The organism is Streptomyces sp. NRRL F-5123 (assembly GCF_000721495.1).
Taxonomy (GTDB): domain Bacteria; phylum Actinomycetota; class Actinomycetes; order Streptomycetales; family Streptomycetaceae; genus Actinacidiphila.
The window spans coordinates 112,820-134,248 of the sequence record NZ_JOHY01000002.1 but is presented as its reverse complement, the minus strand read 5'-3'; the positions used below and the strand labels follow the sequence as shown (position 1 = coordinate 134,248).

The window sequence follows — 21,429 nt, the reverse complement described above, 5'->3', positions numbered from 1 at the left end:
GTACACGGTGCTACTCCGAACTGCTGTCAGGCACGGTCAGTCGGTCACGGTGAGGACGACCTTGCCGCGGGTGCGGCCGGCCTCGACACGGGCGTGGGCCGCGCCGGCCTGCTCCAGCCGGAAGGGCTCCTCGACCTCGACGGCGACATGACCGGCGTCGATCAGGCCTGCGATCGTTGTCAGCGCGGCGCCGTCCGGCTCAACCAGGTACGGGGTGACGCGCACGCCGGCCGCCTCGGCGGCCCGGGCCAGCTCCGGGGAGACGCCGGCCGGGACGGCGACCAGCAGGCCGCCCGGGCGCAGGACCTTGAGCGAGCGGGTGCCGGTGTTGTCGTGGGCGTCCCCCACCAGGTCGATGACGACGTCGATGTCGGTGGCGACGTCCTCGAAGCGCGTGGTGGTGTAGTCGATGGTCTCGTCGGCACCGAGTCCCTTGAGCCAGGGGTGGCGTGCCGCACTGGCGGTGGCGGTCACGTGGGCGCCCCGATGCCGGGCGAACTGGACCGCGAAGTGGCCCACCCCGCCGGCGGCTGCCGTGATCAGGACGCGCTGGCCTGCCTGGACGCGGGCGGTGTCGACCACGGTCTGCCATGCGGTCAGCGCCGCCAGCGGCACGGCGGCGGCGTGTACGTGGTCGAGCGTGGCGGGCTTGCGGGCGAACTGGCGGGCCGGTGCGGTGACGTACTCGGCGTAGGCGTGCGCGGCGCGCGGGAACCACGGCATGCCGTACACCTCGTCGCCGGCCGAGAGGGTGGTGACGCCGAAGCCGACCTCCTCGACGACACCGGAGACGTCCCAACCCAGGATCAGCGGGAGCGTCTGCAGCCCCGCCATGCCCTGGCCCTCGCGCGTCTTCCAGTCCACCGGGTTGACGCCGGCTGCGTGCACACGCACCAGCACCTCGGTCGGCAGCGGCTCGGGGCGCGCGACCTCCTCGACGGTCAGCACCTCCGGTCCGCCGAACTCCTTGACAGTGACAGCCCGCATGAAGTGCCCGCTCATGGTGTCCTCGCTCATGTCCGTTGCGCTCTTCCTTGCCGGGACCGCCGGTCCGGCAAGGAAAGAGTGGCGCGTGGTCGACGAGGCGGGTGAGTGGCCGGAAGGTCAGCTGTCGTACCATTCCGGCCATGACGCATCGTGTGGCCGTTCTTGCCCTCGACGGAGTCCTGCCGCTGGACCTGGGCATCCCGGCACGGGTGTTCAACGAGGCCCGCGAACCGGACGGGAGCCCTCTTTACACCGTCAGCACCTGCTCGCTCGGCGGCCGGCCGGTGCGCACGCACGAGGACTACCGGATCGTCGTCGACCACGACGAGTCGCTGCTGGAGACCGCGGACACCGTCGTACTCGCCACCCAGGAGCCCGGCGAACGTCTGCTCGCCACCGGCACGCTCCCCGAGGAACTCGCCGCGGCGCTGCGCCGGATAGGCCCGCGAACCCGCATCGTCAGCCTGTGCACCTCGGCCTTCCTGCTCGCGGCGGCCGGCCTGCTGGACGGCCGGCGGGCCACCACGCACTGGGCGCTGTGTGACGCGCTGGCGCGGTTGTTCCCCGACGTCGAGGTCGATCCCGGCGTGCTGTTCGTCGACAACGGGCGCATCCTGACCTCCGCCGGCGGAGCGGCCGGCATCGACCTGTGCCTGCACCTGGTCCGCCTCGACCACGGCGCGGCGGTGGCCTCGGCGGCCGCGCGGCGCTGCGTGGTGGCGCCGTGGCGCGAGGGCGGGCAGGCGCAGTTCGTCGAGCACCCGGTTCCGCAGGACGCCGGCCGTTCCACGTCGGCGACCCGGCAGTGGGCGCTGGACCGGCTGGACGAGCCGATCACCCTCGAGGACATGGCCCGGCACGCACGCATGAGCGTACGCACCTTCACCCGGCGATTCCGCAGCGAGGTGGGCAGCAGCCCGCTGAAGTGGCTGGCGCAGCGGAGGCTGGCGCACGCGCGCGTGCTGCTGGAGTCCACCGACCTGACCGTCGCACGAATCGCCACCACCTGCGGCTTCGGCGACCCCGTCGCCCTGCGCAAGCACTTCCACACGTACCTGGGCCTGTCACCACTGGCCTACCGTCGCGCCCACCACGCACCGGAGCCGATGACGGCACGGTGACCACCGAGCCGGGCCACAGCCGCGACAACCCCGCGTTCCCGGGACTGCGAACGTCGATGGCCCCCGCAGCGGGCTGCGGGGGCCGTCGACGTCGTGCCCGGTGAGGCACTGGCGGAGCCAGGACAGAACAGCCGGCGCCGCAGGCCGACCGCGGGCGCCGGTGGCGGTCGCCCCCGATGGTGCGGAACAGACCGCGGGAGGAGGTTCCTCCAGAAGAGTGCTAGCGTCGTTGACAGGGGGAAATCTGATGATTTCTCCTGTTTCTCCGTCCCCTGAGCAAACGGTGAGCAGGGCGAGATGACAGCTGCGAGGACTACCTCGGAAGGCAGCTCCGGTCCGCTGGCTGCGGTGGACCCCGGGGCGTTCTCGGGTGCCCGGCCCGCCTCCCCGGAGGGTGCGCCGCCGGACAGCACCCTGGCCTCGGTATTCGGCTTGGCCCTTCGACAGGCGAAGGTGTGCCTGGGCGGCCTGGAAGCCCTGGCCCACTGGCGTGAGCCCGCTGACGGTCGGCTGCGGATGGTGGCCTCCTACGGGTCTGCCCCGGTCGGCGCCGAGGGGTGGGCCCAGCTGGGTGCAGACCAGGACGCGGCGCCCGCACGCGCCGTCCGGCGCGGCGGCTACGTGTGGGTGGAAGGGGACATCCTGGGGATCGGGGCGTCCGGCACCGCCGCGGTGCCGTTCCTCGGCGCCGAAGGACCCGTAGGGGCGTTGTCCGTGCTCACGGGCGGGGCGGGCGAGCCGGACGAGATGCAGTGGTCCTTCCTGCGCGCGGTGGCCGCGTGGGCCGCGGCGCACGTGCGCGGTGTGCCACAGCCGTCGGCGCCCGGTCCGGGAGGATCGGTGGTCGCGCGTTCCGCCCTCATGGGTGAGCTGACGGCCGCGCTCGGCCAGGCCGTGACTGCCCAGGACGTTGCTCAGGCAGTCGCGGACCACGTGATGCCCCCGTTCGGTGCCGACGGGCTCCTGGTCCAGGTGCTCGACGAGGACGACCGGCTGTACGCCGTCGGCTCTGCCGGGTACCCGCAGGAGTTCACCAGGCTGATGGACGGGTTCCCGCTGTCCGACTACACCACGGTGCACGACGTCGTAAGGAGCCGTACCCCCCGGTTCATCGAGTCGAGAGCCGAGTACGACCGGCTCTACCCCTCGATGAGCCGGGTGAGCACGAAGTCGCCGAAGGAGGCGTGGGCGTTCCTGCCCATGATCGCCTCCGGCCGGACCATCGGCCTGTGCACGGTGTCCTTCAGCGAGCCGCGCCCCTTCGGCGAGGAGGAGCGCACTCTCCTGACGGCCCTGAGCGGCCTGGTCGGACAGGCCCTGGAGCGGGCCCGCCTGTACGACATGGAGCACGCCCGCGCGAGGGAACTGCAGCGCGGTCTCCTACCGCGTACGCTGCCTCGGCTGCCCGCGGCCTGCGCCGCTGCCCGCTACCTGCCCGCAGCCCAGGGCGAGGGAGTGGGCGGCGACTGGTACGACGTGATCCCGCTGTCCGCCGACCGGGTCGCGATCGTGATCGGCGACGTGATGGGACACGGCATCGCGGAGGCGGCCACCATGGGACGGCTGCGCACCGCCGTGAGCACCCTCGCCGACCTGGACATGCCTCCCGACGAGTTGTTCGACCGGCTCAACGACCTGGTCTCCGAGCTGGGCGACGACTCCTACGCCACCTGTCTGTACGCCGTCTTCGACCCGGTCGCCCGGACCTGCTCGTACGCCGTGGCGGGGCACCCCCAACCGATCGTCGTCCATGGCGACGGCACCGTCGACAGCCCTGTCGTCGCCGCCGACCCGCCACTGGGCGCCGCACAGCCGCCCTTCGAGACACACCAGCTTCAGTTGCCCGACGAGAGCCTGCTCGTCCTGTGCACGGACGGGCTCATCGAGTCGGCCACCCAGGACGTGGAGGAGGGTCGGGCCCGCCTTCAGCAGGTTCTCACCCAGGCCGCGTCCTCCACCTCGTACTTCCGGGTCGCGGACGAGGACGACGATGTCCGGCAACTCGAGGAGCTCTGCGACACGGTCGTCTCGGCCCTGCTGCCCGATGCCAGAGCGACCAGCGACGACGCCGGCCTGCTCATCGTCCACACCCGGTGCACCGCCCCGTGCGACGTCGTCGGATGCGACCTCGCCGACGATCCCCGGGCGGCCGGTCAGGCCCGCAAGTACGTGCGCGCACGGCTCGCCACGTGGGGGCTGGCGGACCTCGTGCTCACCACGGAACTGCTGGTGAGCGAGCTGGTCGGCAACGCCGTCCGGCATGCCAGCGGCCCGGTCCGGTTGCGTCTCCTGCGTAGCCGGACCCTGATCTGCGAGGTCTACGACGGGAGCCTCAACACTCCCCGCATCCGCCGTGCCGACTCCACCGACGAAGGCGGACGCGGCCTGCAACTCGTCGCAGCCCTCTCCCGGCGCTGGGGTGCCCGGTATCTTCAGGGCGGCAAATGCATCTGGACCGAGCAGCAGCTGCCGATTGGTGAGCCGCCTGGTGCGGTCTCCGACACCGCGCCGCATGCCGCCTGACATTCTTCCGCCGCGCGTCTGTTGTCCTTCCGAAGGTGCTGGCTGTGTTTCCGCACCGTGAGGCGGGGCCCTTCGACGTCGTGCCCGGTGATGGACTGGCGGAGGATGCGGGATCCGAACTCGTGAGGGGTTGCCCCCCACAGGCTTTCCAACTGCTCACGAGGGCAGCGCTGGGTGCTGTGAGGCTATTTCCCGGGATCGGGGCCGTACCACTGGAGGGGCTGGCCGGTGACGGCGGCGATGCAGTCGAAGTCGCGGTCGCGATGGAGGAGGGTCAGTCCTTGGAGCTCCGCGGTGGCTGCAACCACCAGGTCCACCGCGCCCGCGCTGCGGTGCTGCCCTTTGCGGGTCAGCAGTTCCTGGACCCGCCATGCGCGATCGTAAGCCCGGTCGTCCACGGGCACCCGGCCGAAGAGCAGGCGCATGTCCTCGATGCCGCGTGCCCGGCATCGCTGGATGCGCAGAGGGCGGGGCTCCGGTACGGCCGGCGCGGGGTTCGCGGGCTTCAGACGTCGGATGGGCCGTTGGGCCGCACGAGTCCGGATTCGTAGACGTAGACCACGGCTTGTACCCGGTCGCGCAGGTGGAGTTTGGCAAGTATGCGGCTGACGTGGGTTTTCACGGTTCCCTCGGTGACGTGGATGCGCGCGCCGATCTCGGCGTTGGACAGGCCCCGGGCCATGAGTACCAGTACCTCGCGTTCGCGTTCGGTCAGCGCTTCCAGGTCGGTGGCCGCGGTGAGGCGCGGGGACCGCGTGCCGACGTAGCGGTCGATGAGGCGGCGGGTCACGCCGGGCGCCACCACCGCGTCGCCGCGGACCACCACGCGGACAGCCGACAGCAGGTCGGCGGCCAGGGTGTCCTTGAGCAGGAAGCCGCTGGCGCCTGCGTGGAGGGCGGCATAGACGTATTCGTCGAGATCGAAGGTGGTCAGTATCAGTACCCGGACGTGTCCGGCGGCGGCGCTGATTCGGCGGGTCGCCTCGACGCCGTCCACGTCGGGCATGCGAACATCCATCAGGACGACGTCCGGCCGGAGTTCGACAGCCAGGGCCACCGCTTCGGCACCGTCGCCCGCCTCACCGACCACTTCCATGTCCGGCGCGTTCTCCACGATCATGCGGAAGCCGGTACGGACCAGAGCTTGGTCATCCACGAGGAGCACGCGGATCGCGTCCTGCACGCGGATCACGCGTTCCGACCGTTGATCGGAAGACCGGCCCGGACGACGAACCCGCCCCGGTCGCCGGGCTCGGCACTGAGCCGGCCGCCGAGAAGCTTCACCCGCCGATGCATGCCCGGCAGGCCGTTGCCGCCGCCGGCCGTACCCCGGTCGTCGCCACTGATGCCCTGGCCGTCGTCGCTGACCTCGATGGCGACCTCGCCATGGCCGTACGAGACGACGACATCCGCGGTCGCGCCCGCACCAGCGTGTTTGACGACGTTGGTCAGTGCCTCCTGCACGATGCGGTAGGCCGACAGGTCGACAGGCGACGGCAGGGCCGCAGGGGTCCCGTCGATACGCAGACGCACCGGCGTGCCCGCGTGCCGTACCCGGGTGAGCAGGCTGGGCAGTCGGGCGAGTCCGGGCTGCGAATGCCAGGCGTCCTCCGTCTCGCCGAGCGCGGCGAGTACCCGGCGCATGTCGGACAGGGCGTCGCGGCCGGTGGCGACGATCGTCTGCAGGGCGGCGCGGGTGTCGCCGGGACGGTTGTCCAACGCGGCCTCGGCACCTTGTGCCTGAACGACGATCAGTGACAAGCCGTGGGCGACCACGTCGTGGACCTCGCGGCTGATCCGTCCGCGTTCGGCGGCCACCGCGAGCGCGGCCTGATGGTCCCGTTCCCGCTCCAGCCCCTGGGCGCGCGCGTGCAGCTGTTCAAGGTACGCGCGCCGGTTGCGGCTCCCGTATCCGACCGCCCACGCGGTGACCAGCCCCGATCCCAGCACGGGCAGGCCGCGCCACGGACTGGACCCGCTGCCGTGACAGGCCACGCCGATGCCGTCGGCCCCGGCCCCGGCCCCGGCCCCGGCCCCGACCTCGGCTCCGGCCGGCCCGGACGGGGCGACATGACGACTGCACACCTGAAAGGCAGGCATCCGCAGCGGCTGATCGAGCGGCGAGCCACCGATCAGCCAGGCCGCACCCAGCAGCAGCCCGCCCAGGGCCAGCAGCGAAGCGGGCCGCGAGCACAGGGACGCGACCGTGTAGAGGAGTATCAGCACCGCCAGATCCATGACCGTGGGAAGAACACCTACGGCCGCGCGCGCTCCCGCGGACAGTGCGCACAGGACGAGCATCGCCACCGGCCGGCGCCGCCGCAGGGTGACGCCGACCATGGTGAGCGCCGTGGCGACCCACCACACCCACAACCCACCCGGTCCGCTCCACCCACCGCCGCCAGGCCGGTCGGCCTGGGTCCGTACCAAGTCGAACGCACCGTTCACCAGCAGGCACACCACGAAGAGCACGCAAGCCAGTGCGGCGTCCGGAAGCACCGTCCGACCGACCCAGGCACGGAGGGCGGGAGCCGCAGGAGCGTTCATGTCCGGAGGAGTCTAGGGGCGGTCCCTGTGCCGCCGTATCTGTCGTAGGGAGGATGCGGAAGCGCCGTCGTACATCTCGCGACAGACGCGGCTGTCGGGCCGCGGGCAGACGCGTGGGGCGGTCGGCGCGCGGCAAGGTCGTGGCATGAACCACACGAGGGAGAACGACGACGTCCGCGACGGCCTCGGCCGACGCGCTTTTCTGCGACGGGCGGGGCTGGTCGCCGGTGCGAGCGCGGCCCTGCCGCTGCTGGGAGCCGCGGGCTACCCGTCGGCGTCAGCCGCCGGCACCGCGGCCCACCCTGCGGCCCCGGGCGATGACCCCGACCGATTGTTCCGGTCGGGCGAGTTCGCCGCCGCCGGGCGGGGCTACGCACGACTGCTGCGCGACGATCCTGGCAATGCGCACGCCGCAGGGCAGCTGGGGTACATCGCGCTGCTGTCCAACCGGTTCGCCCGCGCCGAGCGCTACCTCAGCGAGGCGCACGGCCTGGCCCCCGACGACACGGACATCAAGCGGCGGCTCGCGGACTGCTTCGTGCGCCAGGACATGTTCGCCCGCACCGTACCGCTGCTGCCACCCGCCCCAGCCGCCCAGGCAGCGCAATTCGCAGAAATGAACGGTCGGCCGTACGAGGTGCACGGCGCGCAGGCCACCCGGGTGCGCTTCCTCGACATCGACCCGCTGCCCCAGGTGACGGCTTCCGTGAACGGGCGGGCACCAGGGACATTCGTCCTCGACACCGGAGCCATGGGCCTGACCCTCACCACCGAGGCGGCGGAGGAGGCAGGGCTCGACGCCGTCTCCTCGATGACGGCGAACATCAACGGCAGGGCCGTCACGACCTTCCTCGGTGTCGCACCGTCGCTTCGGCTCGGGGACATCGAACTGCGCAACGTGCCCGTCAGCTGGACGGATGGTGCGATCATGGCCTTTCCGAACGGCGTCGTCACGGCCGGCACCATCGGAACCGCGGTTTTCCACCACTTCCTGACCACGATCGATTACCGGGGCCGGGCACTCGTCCTGCGGCGGAAAACGAGCGCACAGCAACGGGCGTTCCACGCGGAGGCCGCCCGCGCCGCCCTCCGCCCGCAGCCGCTGTGGCTGGCCGGCGACCACCTCCCCTGCACGCTGGGGAAGCTCAACGACTACGGCCCGCAGATGGCCGTCATGGACACCGGCAGCATCGCCAACGGCCTCAACACGACCGTGGCGAACGCTGAGCGGGCCGGCATCACGATCGACTGGGACCACCCGATCCCGGTCAACGGCGGTACGACCACGGTCTATCCGATCGCCCCGGACCGGATAAGCATCGGAGACATGGTCGGCCGGCATCTTCCCGGCTCCGTCGGGCCGACGCCGTGGGAGGGCCAGACCGGGTTCGACCTCATCGGCAATTTCACCCACGAGTTCTTCAAGCCGTTCGCCGTCACCTTCGACTACGTCGGCATGAACCTCTTCGTCGGCTGACCGCCTCCGCACGTCCTGCCCCTCGTCCGCCCTGGCCGGTGGGTGCGGACCGCACGATCGCGTGAGGGGTTGCCCCCCACACGCTTTCCACGTGCTCGCCGGGGCGTTCATGGTGGTGGGGACTCGGGGCCCGGACGTCCGGCGGGTGCGACCTCGACGAGACCGAGTCCCATGGGCCGGGGTTCGTCGTCAAGGTTTCAGCCGGCGGTGCCCTCTGCCCGTCCGGCCGGGCGGTGAACGGGACCGCGCCCCCGTCGCGGGTTCGGTCCCGCAGGCCGTCCTCCCGCCGGCGGGCCGCCCGCGGCGTTCGGCTCGCCCGGGTCGTCGGGCGTCCCGCCGGGCTCGCCCGCAGGTGCGTCGGTGTCGGCGAGCGGCAGGGTGACGCGGAACGTCGCCCCGTCCCCTGGCGAGGTGCGGACGCTCACGGCGCCGCCGTGGGCGGCGGCCAGTGAGGCCACGATGGCGAGTCCGGGTCCGGAGCCGCCGGTGTGGCGGGTACGTGAGGTGTCGGTGCGGTAGAAGCGTTCGAAGACGCGCTCCGCCTGTTCGGGGGTGAGGCCGGGGCCCTGGTCGGCGACTTCGAGACCGTGGCCGGCACCCTCGGCTACGGTGACCCGATTTCCGTGCAGGCCGGGAGCGGCGGGGGCGAGCCGCCGGCCCAGGACGGCGCCGGCACGGGCGGCTCGGGCGCCGGCTCGGGCTCGGGATCCGGCTCCGGCTCCGGCTCCGGGACACTCACCTGGCTGCCCGCCGAGGGCGCGGTGATCGAGCGCGGTGAGGCGGTCTACCGCGTGAACGAGAACAAGGTGCCGCTGCTCTACGGCTCCACGCCGCTTTACATCACCCTGGAGGTCGGCGCCGAGGGCGAAGACGTCCGGATGCTGGAGAAGAACCTCGCCGCCCTCGGCTACAGCGGCTTCACGGTGGACCGCACGTACACCGCCGGCACCGCGGGCGCCGTGCGCGCCTGGCAGAAGGACCTGGGCCGCGAGCAGACCGGCAAGGTCGCGCCCGGTGACGCCGTCGTCGCCTCCGGCGCCAGACGCGTCGCCGAGGTCAAGGCCGTCGCCGACACCGCGGCCTCCGGCGAGATCCTCACGTGGACCGGTACCGAGCGGCTCGTCACCGTCGATCTGGAAACGCGGTACGAGGACCTGGTCAAGCAGGGCACCAAGGCCACCGTGAAGCTCCCCGACGGCACCGAGGCCGACGCCACCGTCACCCGCGTCGGCAACGCCGCCACCGCCGAGCCCGCCGACGGAAGCGGCAGCAGCGACACGACCACCCTGCCGGTCGAGCTGTCGGTCCCCGACCAGAAGGGGCTCGGCCGCTACCAGGCCGCGCCGGTGCAGGTGACGCTGGTCGCGGAGACCCGCCGGGACGTCCTCGCCGTGCCCGTCAACGCCCTGGTCGCCCGCAAGGGCGGGGGCTACGCGGTACAGGCCGTCACCGCCGAAGGGGTGCAGTACCGCCCGGTGAAGCTCGGCCTGTTCGCAGGCGGCATGGTCGAGGTGTCCGGCAGCGGCATCACCATGGGCCTGAAGGTGGGGATCCCGCAGTGAGGCGGCCATCGATCGAACCGTCCGCGTGCGGGGTGTCCGGGGCCGAGCCGCCCGTGGTCGTGCTGTCCGGCGTGTCGAAGACGTACGGCGACGTGGCCGCTCTCGCCGACGCGGACCTGGTGATCCGGCGCGGGGAGATGCTGGCGATCGTCGGCCCGTCCGGTTCCGGCAAGTCCACGATGCTCAACCTCATGGGGACCCTGGACCTTCCCGCCTCCGGTACGGTCCGCATCGACGGCCACGCCGTCGACGACCTCTCCGACCGCGAGCTGTCCGCGCTGCGTGCCCGCACCATCGGCTTCGTCTTCCAGTCCTTCCACCTGGCGGCCGGCGTCCCGGCCCTGGACGCGGTGGCCGACGGGCTGCTCTACAGCGGCCGGCCACTGCGTGAGCGCCGCCGCCTGGCGCGGCAGACCCTGGACCGGGTGGGCCTGGGCCACCGGCTCCACAACGAGCCGCACCAGCTCTCCGGCGGCGAGAAGCAGCGCGTCGCGATCGCCCGGGCGGTGCTCGGCGGCCCTTCCCCGGCCGCCGGCCGGTCAGGCCCGCTGCTGCTGCTCGCCGACGAGCCGACCGGTGCCCTCGACTCACGTTCCGGTGCGGTGGTCATGGACCTGCTGCACGAACTGCACCGGGCCGGCACGACGGTCGTGGTCATCACGCACGACCAGGCGATCGCGGCATCGCTGCCGCGCGAGGTACGTATCAAGGACGGCCGCATCGAGCACGACTCGGCCCGGCCGGAGCGGGTGGGCGCATGACAGCGACGACACCGTCACCGGCCTCGTCCCGCCCCAGGCCCGCCCGGCTCAGCCTGGCGGACGTGATCCGCACCGGCGGCTCCGGGTTGCGTTCACGCCCGCTGCGGGTCTTCCTCTCCGCTCTCGGTATCGCCATCGGCATCGCCGCGATGATCGGTGTGGTCGGCATCTCCGCCTCCAGCACCGCGGAGCTGAACCGCAAACTGGCCGCGCTCGGCACCAACCTGCTCACCGTGGCCCCCGGGAAGACCTTCGCTGGCGGCGCGGCGCATCTGCCCGACGAGGCAGTGGAGATGGTGCGCGGCATCGACGCCGTCGAGTCTGTGTCGGCGATCGGCAGGACCGACGCGAAGGTGTACCGCAACGACCGCATCCCAGCGGTGCAGACCGGCGGCATCTCGGTGTACGCGGCCCGCACCGACCTGGCCGGGGCGGTCGGTATCGACGTCGTGTCCGGCCGCTGGCTCGACGCCGCCACCGAACGCTACCCGGCGGTCGTCCTCGGCTCGCGGTCCGCCCAGCAGCTCGGCGTGTACCAGGCCGGGCCCGAGGTCCAGGTGTGGCTGGGCGGCCGGTGGTTCACCGTGGTCGGCCTGCTGGCCACCGACGAGCTGGCCCCCGAACTGGATTCGGCCGCGCTGATCGGCTGGCCGGTTGCCGAGCAGGAACTGGGCTTCAACGGCTACCCGACGACGGTCTACACCCGCGCCGAGGAGGACCATGTCGCCGATGTCCAGCAGGTGCTCGCCGCCACCGCCAACCCGGAGAACCCCAACGAGGTGGACGTCTCCCGTCCGTCGGACGCCCTGGCGGCGAAGCAGGCCACCGACGACGCCCTCTCCGGGCTGCTGCTGGGCCTGGGCGCGGTGGCGCTGCTGGTCGGTGGGGTCGGGGTGGCCAACACCATGGTCATCTCGGTCCTGGAGCGCCGGGCCGAGATCGGCCTGCGCCGCTCGCTGGGCGCCACCCGGGGCCAGGTCCGCACACAGTTCCTGTGCGAGTCACTGCTGCTGTCCGCCCTCGGTGGCCTCGGCGGGGTCGCCATGGGCATCGCGGTGACCGCCGGATACGCGGGCTACCGGGGCTGGCCGACCCTGGTACCGCCGTGGGCCATGGCCGGCGGAGTGGCCGCCACGCTGGTCATCGGCGGCCTGGCCGGCTTCTACCCGGCCGCCCGGGCAGCCCGGCTCCCCCCGACCGAGGCACTGGCCGCCACCTGATCACGGCGGCCGCAACGCTGCGTGCCGAAGGGCCCCACCGCGAGCGGTCGGGGCCCTCGTCTGCCCTGGTGGGCGGGTGCGGAGGATACGAGATGCGAACTCGTGAGGGGGGCGCCCCCAACACGCTCTCCAACTGCTCACCTTGGAGTTCGACGGCGACCCCAGGCGTCCTGACCTGCGATGGAACGGTCGAGCGAGAGGCTCACGGACGCCGGTGGACAGGCACGAAGGAGACCAGGACTGAGACCGGTGGCTCTTATGCAGCGGGCGCGATGAACTCGACGGCGGAGGTGTCACCGTCGAAAGCGATGTCGAGCGACGCTTCGAGTGCGCCGGCGAGCCAGGCGAGCCGGGGAAAAGTCGGGACAGTGCCGCCGAGTTCGAGCTTCGGGACCTGGGGTTGCGTCACGCGGGCACGCCTGGCGAGTTCGGTCTGGGAAGTGTCGTGCGCGGTGCGGCGCTCGGCTTCGCACGCGTTCCTGGGCCCGTGCCGGAACTCTTCGTGGGGCGGCCACGAGGGCTGTTGTCAGAGGCGATTGGCAAGATCGCGGCCATGAATGTCACTCCTGTCACTCCGCCACGGCCGATCGACGTTGCCGCGGTCTTTCCCCAACTGGTCCCACTGGCCCGCACTGCGACCCGCCTGCACCCCCGCCCCGGGGCGCCGACATGGCACGACAGCTCGATCGGCGGGCCGCTGCTGTGGCCCGCCGAGGAGCCGTGGCCGTACTGCGAGGAACCGCATGTGGTGGATGGCATCAACCCAGCCCAGTCCCCGGCGCATCTGCGGCTGGAACGACGGATCTTCGCCGCCTCGCACGGCCGGGACCTGACTCCGGAGGAACGGGAGACTCTCGAGCGGATCCGGCCCCCTCGGACCTATCCGGTGAGGCTGGCGGTCCAGGCGTACGACGGCCCCATAGCGATGCTGCCCGTCGCGCAGCTGTACCTACGGGATGTGCCCGATCTGAGCCCGCCGGAGGGCAAGGACCTGCTGCAGGTCCTGTGGTGCCCCTTCGATCATCCGATCATGCCCAGGACCCGGCTCTTCTGGCGTTCGGCAGCCGCCGTCACCGACATCCTCGACACGCCCCCCGAGCCGCCCGCAGTGCAGTTCGACGGCTATCTACCGGAACCGTGCGTGCTCGAACCGGAGCAGATCACCGAGTACCCCGACCATCTGGAGCTGAGCGAAGAACTGCGGGAGCAGCTCAAGCAATGGAGTGTGCCGCAGGCAGCAGAAGAAGACATGGACCCGGACACGTACTACGACTGTGTGCTGTCCAACGCACCCGGGTGGAAGGTCGGCGGCTGGCCCGCTTGGAACTCCACCGACCCCAGCCCGCAGCCCTGCTCCGAGTGCGGCACCGGCATGGAGGTCCTGATGACCGTCGCCACGTTCGAGGAAGGGGACGACGCCGGGAACAGCTGGTCTCCGCACCCCCACCCGGGTGCTGGACCGTACCCCGGCCACCGTGGCTACAACGCGACCGGGGTCCAGATAGGCAGCGGCTACCGCCAGCACCTGTTCGTCTGCCCCGCGGAGCCCGAGCATCCGCACATCGAGTTGATGACGTAGCCCGTCCGCAGTGTGGAGCCGGGGCGTCACAGCGCGGGTGCCCCCCCAGCGCAGGCCGGACGGCTCGGGCTCGTCGGACGGATCCGGCAACTTGGGGCCGAGCGCCGGATCGGCCCTGGCCGGCAGCGCATTCGCACCGGCTGCGAGCGGCCCGTACGCCGGGTAACCGTCCGGGAGCTCCTCCCGCGTCCCGCCGAACGGGATGAGCGGACCGTCGACGTCAAGGAAGAGCAGGGGCCGGGTCACATCCGCACCGTACGGGCAGACAGGCCGCCCGGAAGCGAACCGACGGCCGCCCGCCCGGACAGGACCGCCCCGCTGGCGCGACCCCGAACGTCGAAGGGTCCCACCGCGGATGGGGCCCTTCGAGGTCGTGCCCGGTGAGGCACTGGCGGAGGATACGAGATGCGAACTCGTGAGGGGTTGCCCCCAACACGCTTTCCAACGGCTCACTACGGCGTCCGCAAGGACCAGAGCCGGTCGGACCCGCAACGAAGCGGGTGGTGTTCCGGGTTTTGAACGCCGTCGGACGGGCCTGAACGAGATCAGAACTGAGACCGGACTTTGCAGAATCGCCTTGGGTAGCGACCGAAGCGCACTGCCGTTCATGGCCCGTTCGGTGCGGACCGGGCACCGCGCCTCGGGTCGAGACCTGATCGCTCGCCTGCGATGCGATGGATTTAGCTTTCGGTGTCCTTGGGGTGCCGGGTAGAGGCGTAGACGAGGTGTACGGTCCTGCGTGGTTGGTCGATGAGATAGCGGACGCGGCCACCGGCGGTGACCTCGTACTCCCACTGCGGGTATTCATTGCCGCCAAGGGTGGCGGCGCCCAGTCGCCCGCGAAGCCTGTGCTGGCGGTCGGGGTCCTTTATGGAGGCCGGGTCGGCGCGCAGCGCCTCGTAACAGCGCCGGGTGTTGCCCGGAGCCTCAGTGCACAGGTCGCTCCAGCCTTTGGCTGCATCGTTCGTGGCGAACCGGAGGCGCCATTCGTTGCCGATCGGCGGTGGTGGGACGTCGTCGCCGCGTTTGGGGCTCATGGAGCGGGTACCTCGCCATGGTCCTCGTCCGGAAGCGGAGCGGTCATCTGCGCGGTCAGTTCGGGATCAGCGAGGATTCTGGCAGTAGCGCGCCATTCGACAATGACTCGGTGCAGGTTGGTGTGCACGTCCAGTTCCGCGGCGTCATGAGTTGCGTTCACCAGGTCGACGACGAACTCGCGGACCTCCTCCGTCGACAGGTGCCGGGTCCACGGGAAGACCTCGGGCAGTGCGAGCAAAATCGCGCGGGCACCTTCGTCGCTGCTGATCAGGGCTGCGAAGAGCCGAGCGGTGATGTCGGCGGTCTCCTCGCGCTGGCGGTCATGACGCTCGGTGGTGAGGTACAGATCCTCGCCGTCCCGACGCGTCACATGGACGCGTTGGGCACGCTCGACGGTGTCGGCAACCCGCTTGGAGTTCTTCGACAGATCGGAGAACGAAACGGTCAGATTGGACATGAGTCGAGCTTACTTCGGAATATGTTCCGAAGTCAAGCAGGCGGTAGCGCGGTGCCCTCTTTCATGACCCGGCGAACGATGCCGACCATGTTCGTCGGGTGCTGTACTACGCGCCATTCCGGCGCCGGCCCGTAGGCGAGGGCCTCGGCGTACGCGACGGAAGAGAGGTACCGAGACACTGGCCCTGCCGTCCACTGTCGACATCCTCACCCGGCTCGAAGCCGCTCAGGTCAGGATCGGCTGCATCTTCTCACCGGACCGGACGTGGGCCTTCATGCTCTTCCTCGCAGCACACAGAGCTGGCGCAGCTTCCGCGGGAGCTTGTCGCGCAGGGGCGCGCTCGACCTCGCGGGCGACCTGTTCCGGCAGCTCGACCGTCGCGTCCAAGCGCATGTCGAGGACGAGGGGGTGGCGGTTGAGGTCCGGAACCACAGACCGCATCCGCGCGGCGGCGCGGGCCCGGCTGGCCGCCGCGCCCCTGGAAGACCGGTCCCGCCGCCTCCGCCGGTACGAGCCTGCCTGTCGCACCCTCCGCCCGCAGCAGGAGCACCCCGCTCCCGGAACTACCCGGGCCGCGATCGGTACGCACCTCCCACACACCGTCACCGACCAGGTGGTGGAACGGATAAGCGGGCGTCGTCCTGTTGGCAGGGCCGTACTCGGCCAGCAGCCGCCCCAGATCCGACTCCACCGCGCTGTAGCGCAGTTCAACCTCGGCATCATCCTGAAACCTGCAGAGGGCGTACAGGAGCGGCAGATACGGGAGAGCGTGAGGACGCACTGTCGCTGGTTGAGGGGTGGCAGCCGCTTGGACGTCGCCAGGCACTCCACAGGGCGCCCTCACCGCTCCGGCGCCAAGACCGCCGATGCGGACGGCATCTGTGGGACCGTCAGCCGGAGACAGATGCGATGACGTCGTCGAGGTTCACCGCCAAGTCGACGAGGAGGCCGGTCTCCGCCCAGGAGTCCTCCCTGGTGAGCATGGACCCGGTGGCGAGACGGTCGCGGCTGGTGGTGAGTTCGGTGAGCTGGGACCTGCCGGGTATGACCGTCACGCCACGGTCCTCCTGCACCGTGTGCTGGCGTACGAGGCGTATCCGGCGGACGGTGCCGGCCAGCGCTTGTTCGGGCGGTTCGCTGCTGTTCCAGGTGGCGAACAGCCGCCCACGCAGCCCCTCGGCGTGCTCGGGGTCGGCGACCGACGCCGTCGCCGCCGTCGTCACGACGGAGTCCACCGGGAGCATCACCTCGGCGGGAGCCGCGAACTCGACCTCGTGGAGGAACTCCAGGTGCCAGCGGACTTCCGTCCCGACGGCGAACGGCGCGCCGCAGCAATACATCTCCCATTCGGCCACGAACACGGCAGCGAGTCCATGCGTCCATTGTGAGCGACATAGGGTCGCGCCACGCAGCTCATGGAGGCGCCGATCCCGGCGGCCAGGGCAGAGGATCTCTTGTTCGGCCATGGGAAGAGATGCCGGTGGACCTCGCCGTGCGCTGATATCCCTTGAAGCGCAGGGAACATCGGAGCGAGAAGGAGGGGGCCGCTTTGCCTCTTGAGTTCGGGTTGTGGCGCGTGGATGACCGACCAGTACGCGTCACCACGACGCCGATGCCGCTGGAGTCCCGGCTGGAGGAACTCATCGTGGCCGACCCAGCAATCCTGGGTCGGCCGATACTGCTCATCGGTCGGCAACTGCTGACACGCCACAGCAAGGTCATCGATCTGCTGGGCATGGACGCCGAGGGCTGCCTGCACGTCCTGGAACTGAAACGGGACCGCACTCCCCGGGATGTCGTGGCCCAACTTCTCGACTACGGAACCTGGGTACAGGATCTGACCAACGAGCAGGTGCGTGAGATCTATGCGGCCTACGCGCGAGATACCGGGGTGGCGGAGGAACTGGACGAGGCGTTCGCCCTCCGGTTCGGGAGCAGCCCGCCGGACGCCCTGAACAGGGCACACACACTCACGGTGGTCGCGAGTGAGGTCGACGCTGCGACCGAGAGAATCGTCACCTATCTGGCATCGGGCTTCCAGGTACCGATCAATGTGCTCTTCTTCCGCTACTTCGCCGATGAGGGCCGTTCGTACCTTGCCCGCTCCTGGCTGATCGATGACGTCGACGCTGCCGAATCGTCCGTGGGAATCAAGACCGGAGGAAAGCGGGAACCGTGGAACGGCACGGACTGGTACATCTCGTTCGGCGAGGAACCCGGCGGCCGTAGCTGGGACGATGCACGCCGCTACGGCTTCGTATCCGCCGGCGGTGGGGACTGGTTCTCCCGCACCCTTCGCGCCCTGCCCATCGGGGCGCGCGTCTTCACCCACATCCCCAAGGCCGGCTACGTGGGCGTCGGGACCGTCTCCGGTGAGGCGCAGCCGTTCGAGAGCGCGGCCCTCGCCGTGGATGACGAGGTGGTACCCATGGGCCGGCTCCCTCTCCAGGGAACCTACCAACACGCTTCCGACGCTCCGGCGACGGAATCCGGTGAGGACCGCCGCGAATGGGTCGTCCCGGTCAACTGGGAGAAGGCTGTCCCCCGCGATCAGGCGCTGTGGCGGGCGGGCTTCTTATCGCGGATGGGGGCCCTTCGACGTCGTGCCCGGTGAGGCACTGGCGGAGGATACGAGATTCGAACTCGTGAGGGGTTGCCCCCAACACGCTTTCCAACGGGCACGAGGCCGTACGCACCGAAATAGAGGCGCTCTGAACCGCAACGGAACCGGTCTCCCAGGCGGGTGATGGACGTTCGCCCCGGACGCGGCTGAATGAGACCAGAATTGAGACCGGACCGCATCACACCCTCTTGACGACGACGGTGTCCGGGACCAGTTTCTCCAGGTCGTCGACATCCGAGGTGAAGACGGTGACCTGGCCCTGCTGCTGTCGTGCTATCACGGCGAGCACCGCGTCGATCGCGTACTTGTGCCCGTGCAACTTGGTGTCGGCCAGAAGTCGACGGGCCTGTCGGGCCTCGTCCTTTCCGATGTCGGCGACCTTGAGCCGGGAGAGCACCCAGTCCCAGCGCTGCTCGGTGGTCCTGCTGTCGTACGCCTCGACCAGCGTCATCGGGGATGTCACCACCTCGGCTTCGCCCCGGGCCGCGAGGTCGAGCCAGGCGATCATCTTCCGGTCACCGCGAACGGCCAGGGACAAGGCTTCGCAATCGAGCACGAAGACCCGGAGCGGGGGCCCGTGCTCGCCGCCTCGCTTCTTCACGCGGCGTCTCCGACGCGGCGGGTCCGACGACGCTCGTGCTCGGCGTCGAGGCTGTTCAGCTCGTCGAGGGCTGTCGTGTGTTCGTCTTCGGTGACCGGGCCGTGCTCTTCCTCCAGCCAGCCGACGAGCTCAACGAGCCGGTCCCGGTCACGCTTGACCCGCAGTGCCTCGGCGACGTACGCCGACAGGCCGCGCTCAGCCGCCTCCGCTCGGATCTCGTCAAGGAGGTCCTCAGGAATCGTCACCGTTACCTTCTTACTCGCCATACAAGGCACCATACTCCTGGTGCTTCGAGCCTGCTACCAGGGCAGGCACATGGGTGGTGGTCACCCTTGGTGCGTCGATGCGTGGTGGTGCCCCAAGGCGGTGCGGGCATGACCGCGGAGCTGTCAGCCGGGTGTTCACCGCGCTACGTTTCCCCTCATCCTGCAACTGACTGATGCGCGCAAGGAGGAGGGCCATGCTCCCGCTCCGCCCTGTCCACCTCCTTCGGCGCAGGTGGGACGCGCTGTACGGCCTCGGGGTGGAGATCCTTACACGGGATCCGCAACGGGCGTTGGAACTGCGGGTGACCCGTCGGTACGTGAAGGCGCACGGACGGTACTGGTACGTGTTTTCGCGCGCGGCCCTGCTACTGCCTCTTCCCCGCCTGCGGCTCTTCCAGCGGCGGCTGCGCCGGGATGCCCGGCAGGCCACGGCACGCGAGTTGGAGACGCTGCTCCGCCTGGGGCGGCGCGAGCAGGGGGTGGGTCTGTGGCTCATCGCCGCCGGCCGGCGTGTCGACCTGCGGAACCGCCTGGCAGAGATGGCGGCGGAGGACGAACACCGGGGTATGGCGGACCTCGGGCCGGCCGCGGTCTGCCTCGGCGAGGACCAGGACGCCGAAACACTGGTCAGGTACCTTCGCGTCGCGCTGCCCCGGGGCGACGAAGACGGACCGCGCATGGCCCTGGCCGCACTGCTCCATCTCGACGACCGACTCGACGCCCACCGCGCACAGGAGTTCCTCGCTGCCGGTGGGCCTTGGGAGCGCTACGCGGGCCATGCCGCGGACCCGGACGATCTACGCCGGTCGATCGCCGATTACCTCGACCTGTTCTCAGGCGGACGCCCTACCTCACGCGCCGAACTCATCCGCGACGGCACCTACCCACCCGGCTGGTGGGGCTGGCACCTGCCGCCCTTCTTCTGAACGTCAGCGGGGCGACCCGAGTGCGCCAGCCAGCCGGGCGAGCAGGGAAAGGGTGGGCGCGATAGGGCTCACCTGGCGGGCCCGGCCCGAGCACCGCTCGCGATCTCATCGCGGATGGGGGCCCTTCGACGTCGTGCCCGGTGAGGCACTGGCGGAGGATACGAGATTCGAACTCGTGAGGGGTTGCCCCCAACACGCTTTCCAACTCTCCTCGGCGCCGTCTACAGAGGTTCACACCCATCCTGGCCTGTGGCTTAAGGAGCTAGTGGAGGCGGTTGAACGCCGGTGGACGGGTGTGAATGAGACCAGAACTGAGACCAGTGGGCTACCGGCCTTCCGGAAGTCCGGCTGTTCCGCGCCCGTTGTGCTCTGCTTGCGGAGGCTGAGAAGGCCACTTGCCGTTCCTCGATGTCGGTGGCACGACTTGCGAGCATCTCACCCGACGCTGATGTATCTTGTGTACAGCGCTGCTGCGGCAGCGTGCCTCGGTCGCATCCGGTCCCGGCGTCGGAGCCGAGCAGTGGGCTCTTGAGAGTCTCCGCAGTTGTGAAGCCAGTAGTCAGAAGGACACTTCACCTGTCTTTCCTGTCGTCGCCGGGCGACATGTGGAAAGGGCGAAGTATGTCCAACTCAGGCAACGCGAAGCGACTGGCGAAGAAGATCCGCGACAACACGTCACTCACCCTCGCTGCTTCGTTTCGATTGGCGCGGCAGCTAAACGTGCGTCCCGAGCCTCCGACTGTCGATGCTCCCGATCCGCGCCAGCGGCGCTTGGAAGCCCACCTGGCCCACGTCTTGGCCGCAAGCTTCCAGGACCATCAGCTCAATGGCTCGCTACTGGGCGTGCGGAAAGCTGTGCCGAACGGGCAACGCCTGGATCTGCTTCTGGAACCAGCTATGGCGGAGGCTGTTATTTACGAGCTTCTGCCGCGCTTCGACCGTTCCTACGGTGGCATCCGTGGGGTTCCCGGACTGCGTGTTACGGGTGACGGAAGGAGATGGACACTCCATGCGATCGGCCTGGGGAAAGTAACTGCGGCACGAACTGACCACGGCCCCATCCGTCTGCCAATTCCGCGCGACGACGAGGTGGCCTTGTGGGGCAGACTGCCCGACGACCTTTCTCGCGACGAGAGGCATGAGATCGAGTGGTGGGTCGATGCCAAAAGCGTTGACGCCCCGGATATCCGGGACCTACTGATGAGTCGACTCCTACGACGTCCTGAACTGGTCAACAAGGCAGCGGAACCTCATGGATTCGCTAACTGCTACAATCACCATGCGGGTGACCTCGTGATCGAGTGGTGTTGTGGTGAAACTGTGGAGGCGCTCTGTGCAGCTCTCCTGGCACACGGCTTCATCGACGGCGTACCGAGGGCCGACGCAGTCGAGTTGGTCTCCCGGAACTCTGCCCTTCTCGGCGATGCCACGATCATCCTGAACCGCCACACCTCGTGCTTGTACGGCGATAACGCCCAGTCCATTGCTGAGCACATCAAGAAAAGCTACGAGTCATGAGCCCGTCCGCAGCGGCACTCGTACCGCCCGCGTGCGTGCTTATGGGGGCCCTGGCGCGCTACTTCCGGGAAATGATGGTGCTGCGACAGTTGAAGCGACTGCTGGAAGGCTGCGATCCGCAACAGCGAGCCGAAGTCTGTTTGATCCTTGCTAAGTCACTGAACGCTGGTCGGCAGACGGGGGTGCGGCGCGAGCTATGAGAGGACGGGTTACAGGATCTGGG

Annotated in this window: 20 protein-coding genes and 2 pseudogenes; 10 read left to right on the top strand and 12 right to left on the bottom strand. The window is 69.9% G+C overall.

Annotated features, from left to right (window positions below; genetic code table 11):
- Positions 1 to 36 precede the first annotated feature (36 nt).
- Positions 37 to 1,002, bottom strand: coding sequence for an NADP-dependent oxidoreductase (locus IH54_RS0102375; protein ID WP_031512488.1), 966 nt, complete (start codon positions 1,000 to 1,002; stop codon positions 37 to 39).
- Positions 1,003 to 1,127: 125 nt separating this feature from the next.
- Between IH54_RS0102375 and IH54_RS0102370 the strand changes: the two genes are divergently transcribed.
- Positions 1,128 to 2,108 carry a GlxA family transcriptional regulator gene (locus IH54_RS0102370; protein ID WP_031512487.1) on the top strand — a complete coding sequence of 327 codons (981 nt, stop codon included), beginning with the start codon at positions 1,128 to 1,130 and terminating at the stop codon, positions 2,106 to 2,108.
- A 432-nt stretch (positions 2,109 to 2,540) separates the two neighbouring features.
- Positions 2,541 to 4,631, top strand: a complete 2,091-nt coding sequence (locus tag IH54_RS39250) for an ATP-binding SpoIIE family protein phosphatase (protein WP_234343321.1) — start codon at positions 2,541 to 2,543, stop codon at positions 4,629 to 4,631.
- 185 nt (positions 4,632 to 4,816) lie between these two features.
- On the opposite strand, the pseudogene IH54_RS0102360 reads toward IH54_RS39250, so the two are convergent.
- The 3 genes and pseudogenes from IH54_RS0102360 to IH54_RS0102350 all read right to left on the bottom strand — a co-directional run.
- Positions 4,817 to 5,077: pseudogene (locus IH54_RS0102360) on the bottom strand (PIN domain-containing protein); the annotation flags it as partial.
- A 59-nt stretch (positions 5,078 to 5,136) separates the two neighbouring features.
- On the bottom strand, positions 5,137 to 5,814 hold the full coding sequence (locus IH54_RS0102355) for a response regulator (RefSeq protein WP_199923325.1): 678 nt from the start codon (positions 5,812 to 5,814) through the stop codon (positions 5,137 to 5,139).
- A gap of 5 nt (positions 5,815 to 5,819) precedes the next feature.
- The gene (locus IH54_RS0102350; protein ID WP_031512481.1) at positions 5,820 to 7,178 is read right to left on the bottom strand and encodes a sensor histidine kinase; all 1,359 of its coding nucleotides are present in this window, start codon (positions 7,176 to 7,178) and stop codon (positions 5,820 to 5,822) included.
- Positions 7,179 to 7,323: 145 nt separating this feature from the next.
- Here IH54_RS0102350 and IH54_RS0102345 point away from each other — a divergent pair, with 145 nt between their 5' ends.
- Positions 7,324 to 8,655, top strand: a complete 1,332-nt coding sequence (locus IH54_RS0102345) for an aspartyl protease family protein (RefSeq protein ID WP_031512480.1) — start codon at positions 7,324 to 7,326, stop codon at positions 8,653 to 8,655.
- 197 nt (positions 8,656 to 8,852) lie between these two features.
- Here IH54_RS0102345 and IH54_RS48030 read toward each other — a convergent pair whose 3' ends face one another.
- Positions 8,853 to 9,284 carry a sensor histidine kinase gene (locus IH54_RS48030; RefSeq protein WP_234343338.1) on the bottom strand — a complete coding sequence of 144 codons (432 nt, stop codon included), beginning with the start codon at positions 9,282 to 9,284 and terminating at the stop codon, positions 8,853 to 8,855.
- Here IH54_RS48030 and IH54_RS46530 point away from each other — a divergent pair.
- The 3 genes from IH54_RS46530 to IH54_RS0102330 are packed head-to-tail and all read left to right on the top strand — an operon-like array spanning position 9,243 to position 12,198.
- Positions 9,243 to 10,217: a peptidoglycan-binding protein gene (locus IH54_RS46530; RefSeq protein WP_052396990.1), complete on the top strand. Its 975-nt coding sequence runs from the start codon at positions 9,243 to 9,245 to the stop codon at positions 10,215 to 10,217. The genes IH54_RS48030 and IH54_RS46530 overlap by 42 nt on opposite strands.
- A complete protein-coding gene (locus IH54_RS0102335) occupies positions 10,214 to 10,978 on the top strand; it encodes an ABC transporter ATP-binding protein (protein ID WP_234343320.1) in 765 nt (254 codons plus the stop codon). The genes IH54_RS46530 and IH54_RS0102335 overlap by 4 nt, the downstream gene beginning before the upstream one ends.
- Positions 10,975 to 12,198 (top strand): ABC transporter permease, encoded by a 1,224-nt coding sequence (locus IH54_RS0102330; protein WP_031512476.1) that lies wholly within the window; start codon positions 10,975 to 10,977, stop codon positions 12,196 to 12,198. Before IH54_RS0102335 ends, IH54_RS0102330 begins: the two co-directional genes overlap by 4 nt.
- Positions 12,199 to 12,454: 256 nt before the next feature.
- Here IH54_RS0102330 and IH54_RS0102325 read toward each other — a convergent pair whose 3' ends face one another.
- Positions 12,455 to 12,607, bottom strand: a complete 153-nt coding sequence (locus IH54_RS0102325; protein WP_420711699.1) for a hypothetical protein — start codon at positions 12,605 to 12,607, stop codon at positions 12,455 to 12,457.
- 144 nt (positions 12,608 to 12,751) lie between these two features.
- On the opposite strand from IH54_RS0102325, the gene IH54_RS0102320 reads away from it, so the two are divergent.
- On the top strand, positions 12,752 to 13,777 hold the full coding sequence (locus IH54_RS0102320; protein ID WP_031512473.1) for a hypothetical protein: 1,026 nt from the start codon (positions 12,752 to 12,754) through the stop codon (positions 13,775 to 13,777).
- A 680-nt stretch (positions 13,778 to 14,457) separates the two neighbouring features.
- Here IH54_RS0102320 and IH54_RS0102315 read toward each other — a convergent pair.
- The 4 genes and pseudogenes from IH54_RS0102315 to IH54_RS0102300 all read right to left on the bottom strand — a co-directional run bounded on the left by IH54_RS0102315 (position 14,458) and on the right by IH54_RS0102300 (position 16,633).
- On the bottom strand, positions 14,458 to 14,814 hold the full coding sequence (locus IH54_RS0102315) for a hypothetical protein (RefSeq protein ID WP_031512471.1): 357 nt from the start codon (positions 14,812 to 14,814) through the stop codon (positions 14,458 to 14,460).
- Entirely contained in the window at positions 14,811 to 15,272 is a 462-nt protein-coding gene (locus IH54_RS0102310; protein WP_031512470.1) for a hypothetical protein, read from the bottom strand. The genes IH54_RS0102315 and IH54_RS0102310 overlap by 4 nt, the downstream gene beginning before the upstream one ends.
- A gap of 505 nt (positions 15,273 to 15,777) precedes the next feature.
- Positions 15,778 to 16,053: pseudogene (locus IH54_RS46520) on the bottom strand (restriction endonuclease); the annotation flags it as partial.
- 109 nt (positions 16,054 to 16,162) lie between these two features.
- Complete coding sequence (locus IH54_RS0102300; RefSeq protein WP_031512468.1) at positions 16,163 to 16,633, bottom strand: DUF6578 domain-containing protein; 471 nt, start codon at positions 16,631 to 16,633, stop codon at positions 16,163 to 16,165.
- Between the two features lie 188 nt (positions 16,634 to 16,821).
- On the opposite strand from IH54_RS0102300, the gene IH54_RS0102295 reads away from it, so the two are divergent.
- Positions 16,822 to 17,886 (top strand): endonuclease NucS domain-containing protein, encoded by a 1,065-nt coding sequence (locus IH54_RS0102295; protein ID WP_031512467.1) that lies wholly within the window; start codon positions 16,822 to 16,824, stop codon positions 17,884 to 17,886.
- Positions 17,887 to 18,073: 187 nt separating this feature from the next.
- On the opposite strand, the gene IH54_RS0102290 is transcribed toward IH54_RS0102295, so the two are convergent.
- Entirely contained in the window at positions 18,074 to 18,496 is a 423-nt protein-coding gene (locus IH54_RS0102290; protein ID WP_031512466.1) for a PIN domain-containing protein, read from the bottom strand.
- Complete coding sequence (locus IH54_RS0102285) at positions 18,493 to 18,762, bottom strand: hypothetical protein (protein ID WP_031512465.1); 270 nt, start codon at positions 18,760 to 18,762, stop codon at positions 18,493 to 18,495. Before IH54_RS0102285 ends, IH54_RS0102290 begins: the two co-directional genes overlap by 4 nt.
- A 257-nt stretch (positions 18,763 to 19,019) precedes the next feature.
- On the opposite strand from IH54_RS0102285, the gene IH54_RS45240 reads away from it, so the two are divergent.
- Together IH54_RS45240 and IH54_RS0102275 are read left to right on the top strand one after the other, a co-directional pair.
- Entirely contained in the window at positions 19,020 to 19,688 is a 669-nt protein-coding gene (locus IH54_RS45240; RefSeq protein WP_159011615.1) for a DUF6000 family protein, read from the top strand.
- Positions 19,689 to 20,309: 621 nt separating this feature from the next.
- Positions 20,310 to 21,206 carry a hypothetical protein gene (locus IH54_RS0102275; protein WP_031512463.1) on the top strand — a complete coding sequence of 299 codons (897 nt, stop codon included), beginning with the start codon at positions 20,310 to 20,312 and terminating at the stop codon, positions 21,204 to 21,206.
- The last annotated feature ends 223 nt before the right edge of the window (positions 21,207 to 21,429 follow it).

Coding starts and splice junctions, on each gene's coding strand:
- IH54_RS0102370 (WP_031512487.1), top strand. CDS start 1,128: ATGACGCATCGTGTGGCCGTTCTTGCCCTCGACGGAGTCCTGCCGCTG.
- IH54_RS0102315 (WP_031512471.1), bottom strand. CDS start 14,814: ATGAGCCCCAAACGCGGCGACGACGTCCCACCACCGCCGATCGGCAAC.
- IH54_RS0102310 (WP_031512470.1), bottom strand. CDS start 15,272: ATGTCCAATCTGACCGTTTCGTTCTCCGATCTGTCGAAGAACTCCAAG.
- IH54_RS0102330 (WP_031512476.1), top strand. CDS start 10,975: ATGACAGCGACGACACCGTCACCGGCCTCGTCCCGCCCCAGGCCCGCC.
- IH54_RS0102375 (WP_031512488.1), bottom strand. CDS start 1,002: ATGAGCGGGCACTTCATGCGGGCTGTCACTGTCAAGGAGTTCGGCGGA.
- IH54_RS0102350 (WP_031512481.1), bottom strand. CDS start 7,178: ATGAACGCTCCTGCGGCTCCCGCCCTCCGTGCCTGGGTCGGTCGGACG.
- IH54_RS0102320 (WP_031512473.1), top strand. CDS start 12,752: ATGAATGTCACTCCTGTCACTCCGCCACGGCCGATCGACGTTGCCGCG.
- IH54_RS0102275 (WP_031512463.1), top strand. CDS start 20,310: ATGTCCAACTCAGGCAACGCGAAGCGACTGGCGAAGAAGATCCGCGAC.
- IH54_RS0102345 (WP_031512480.1), top strand. CDS start 7,324: ATGAACCACACGAGGGAGAACGACGACGTCCGCGACGGCCTCGGCCGA.
- IH54_RS0102285 (WP_031512465.1), bottom strand. CDS start 18,762: ATGGCGAGTAAGAAGGTAACGGTGACGATTCCTGAGGACCTCCTTGAC.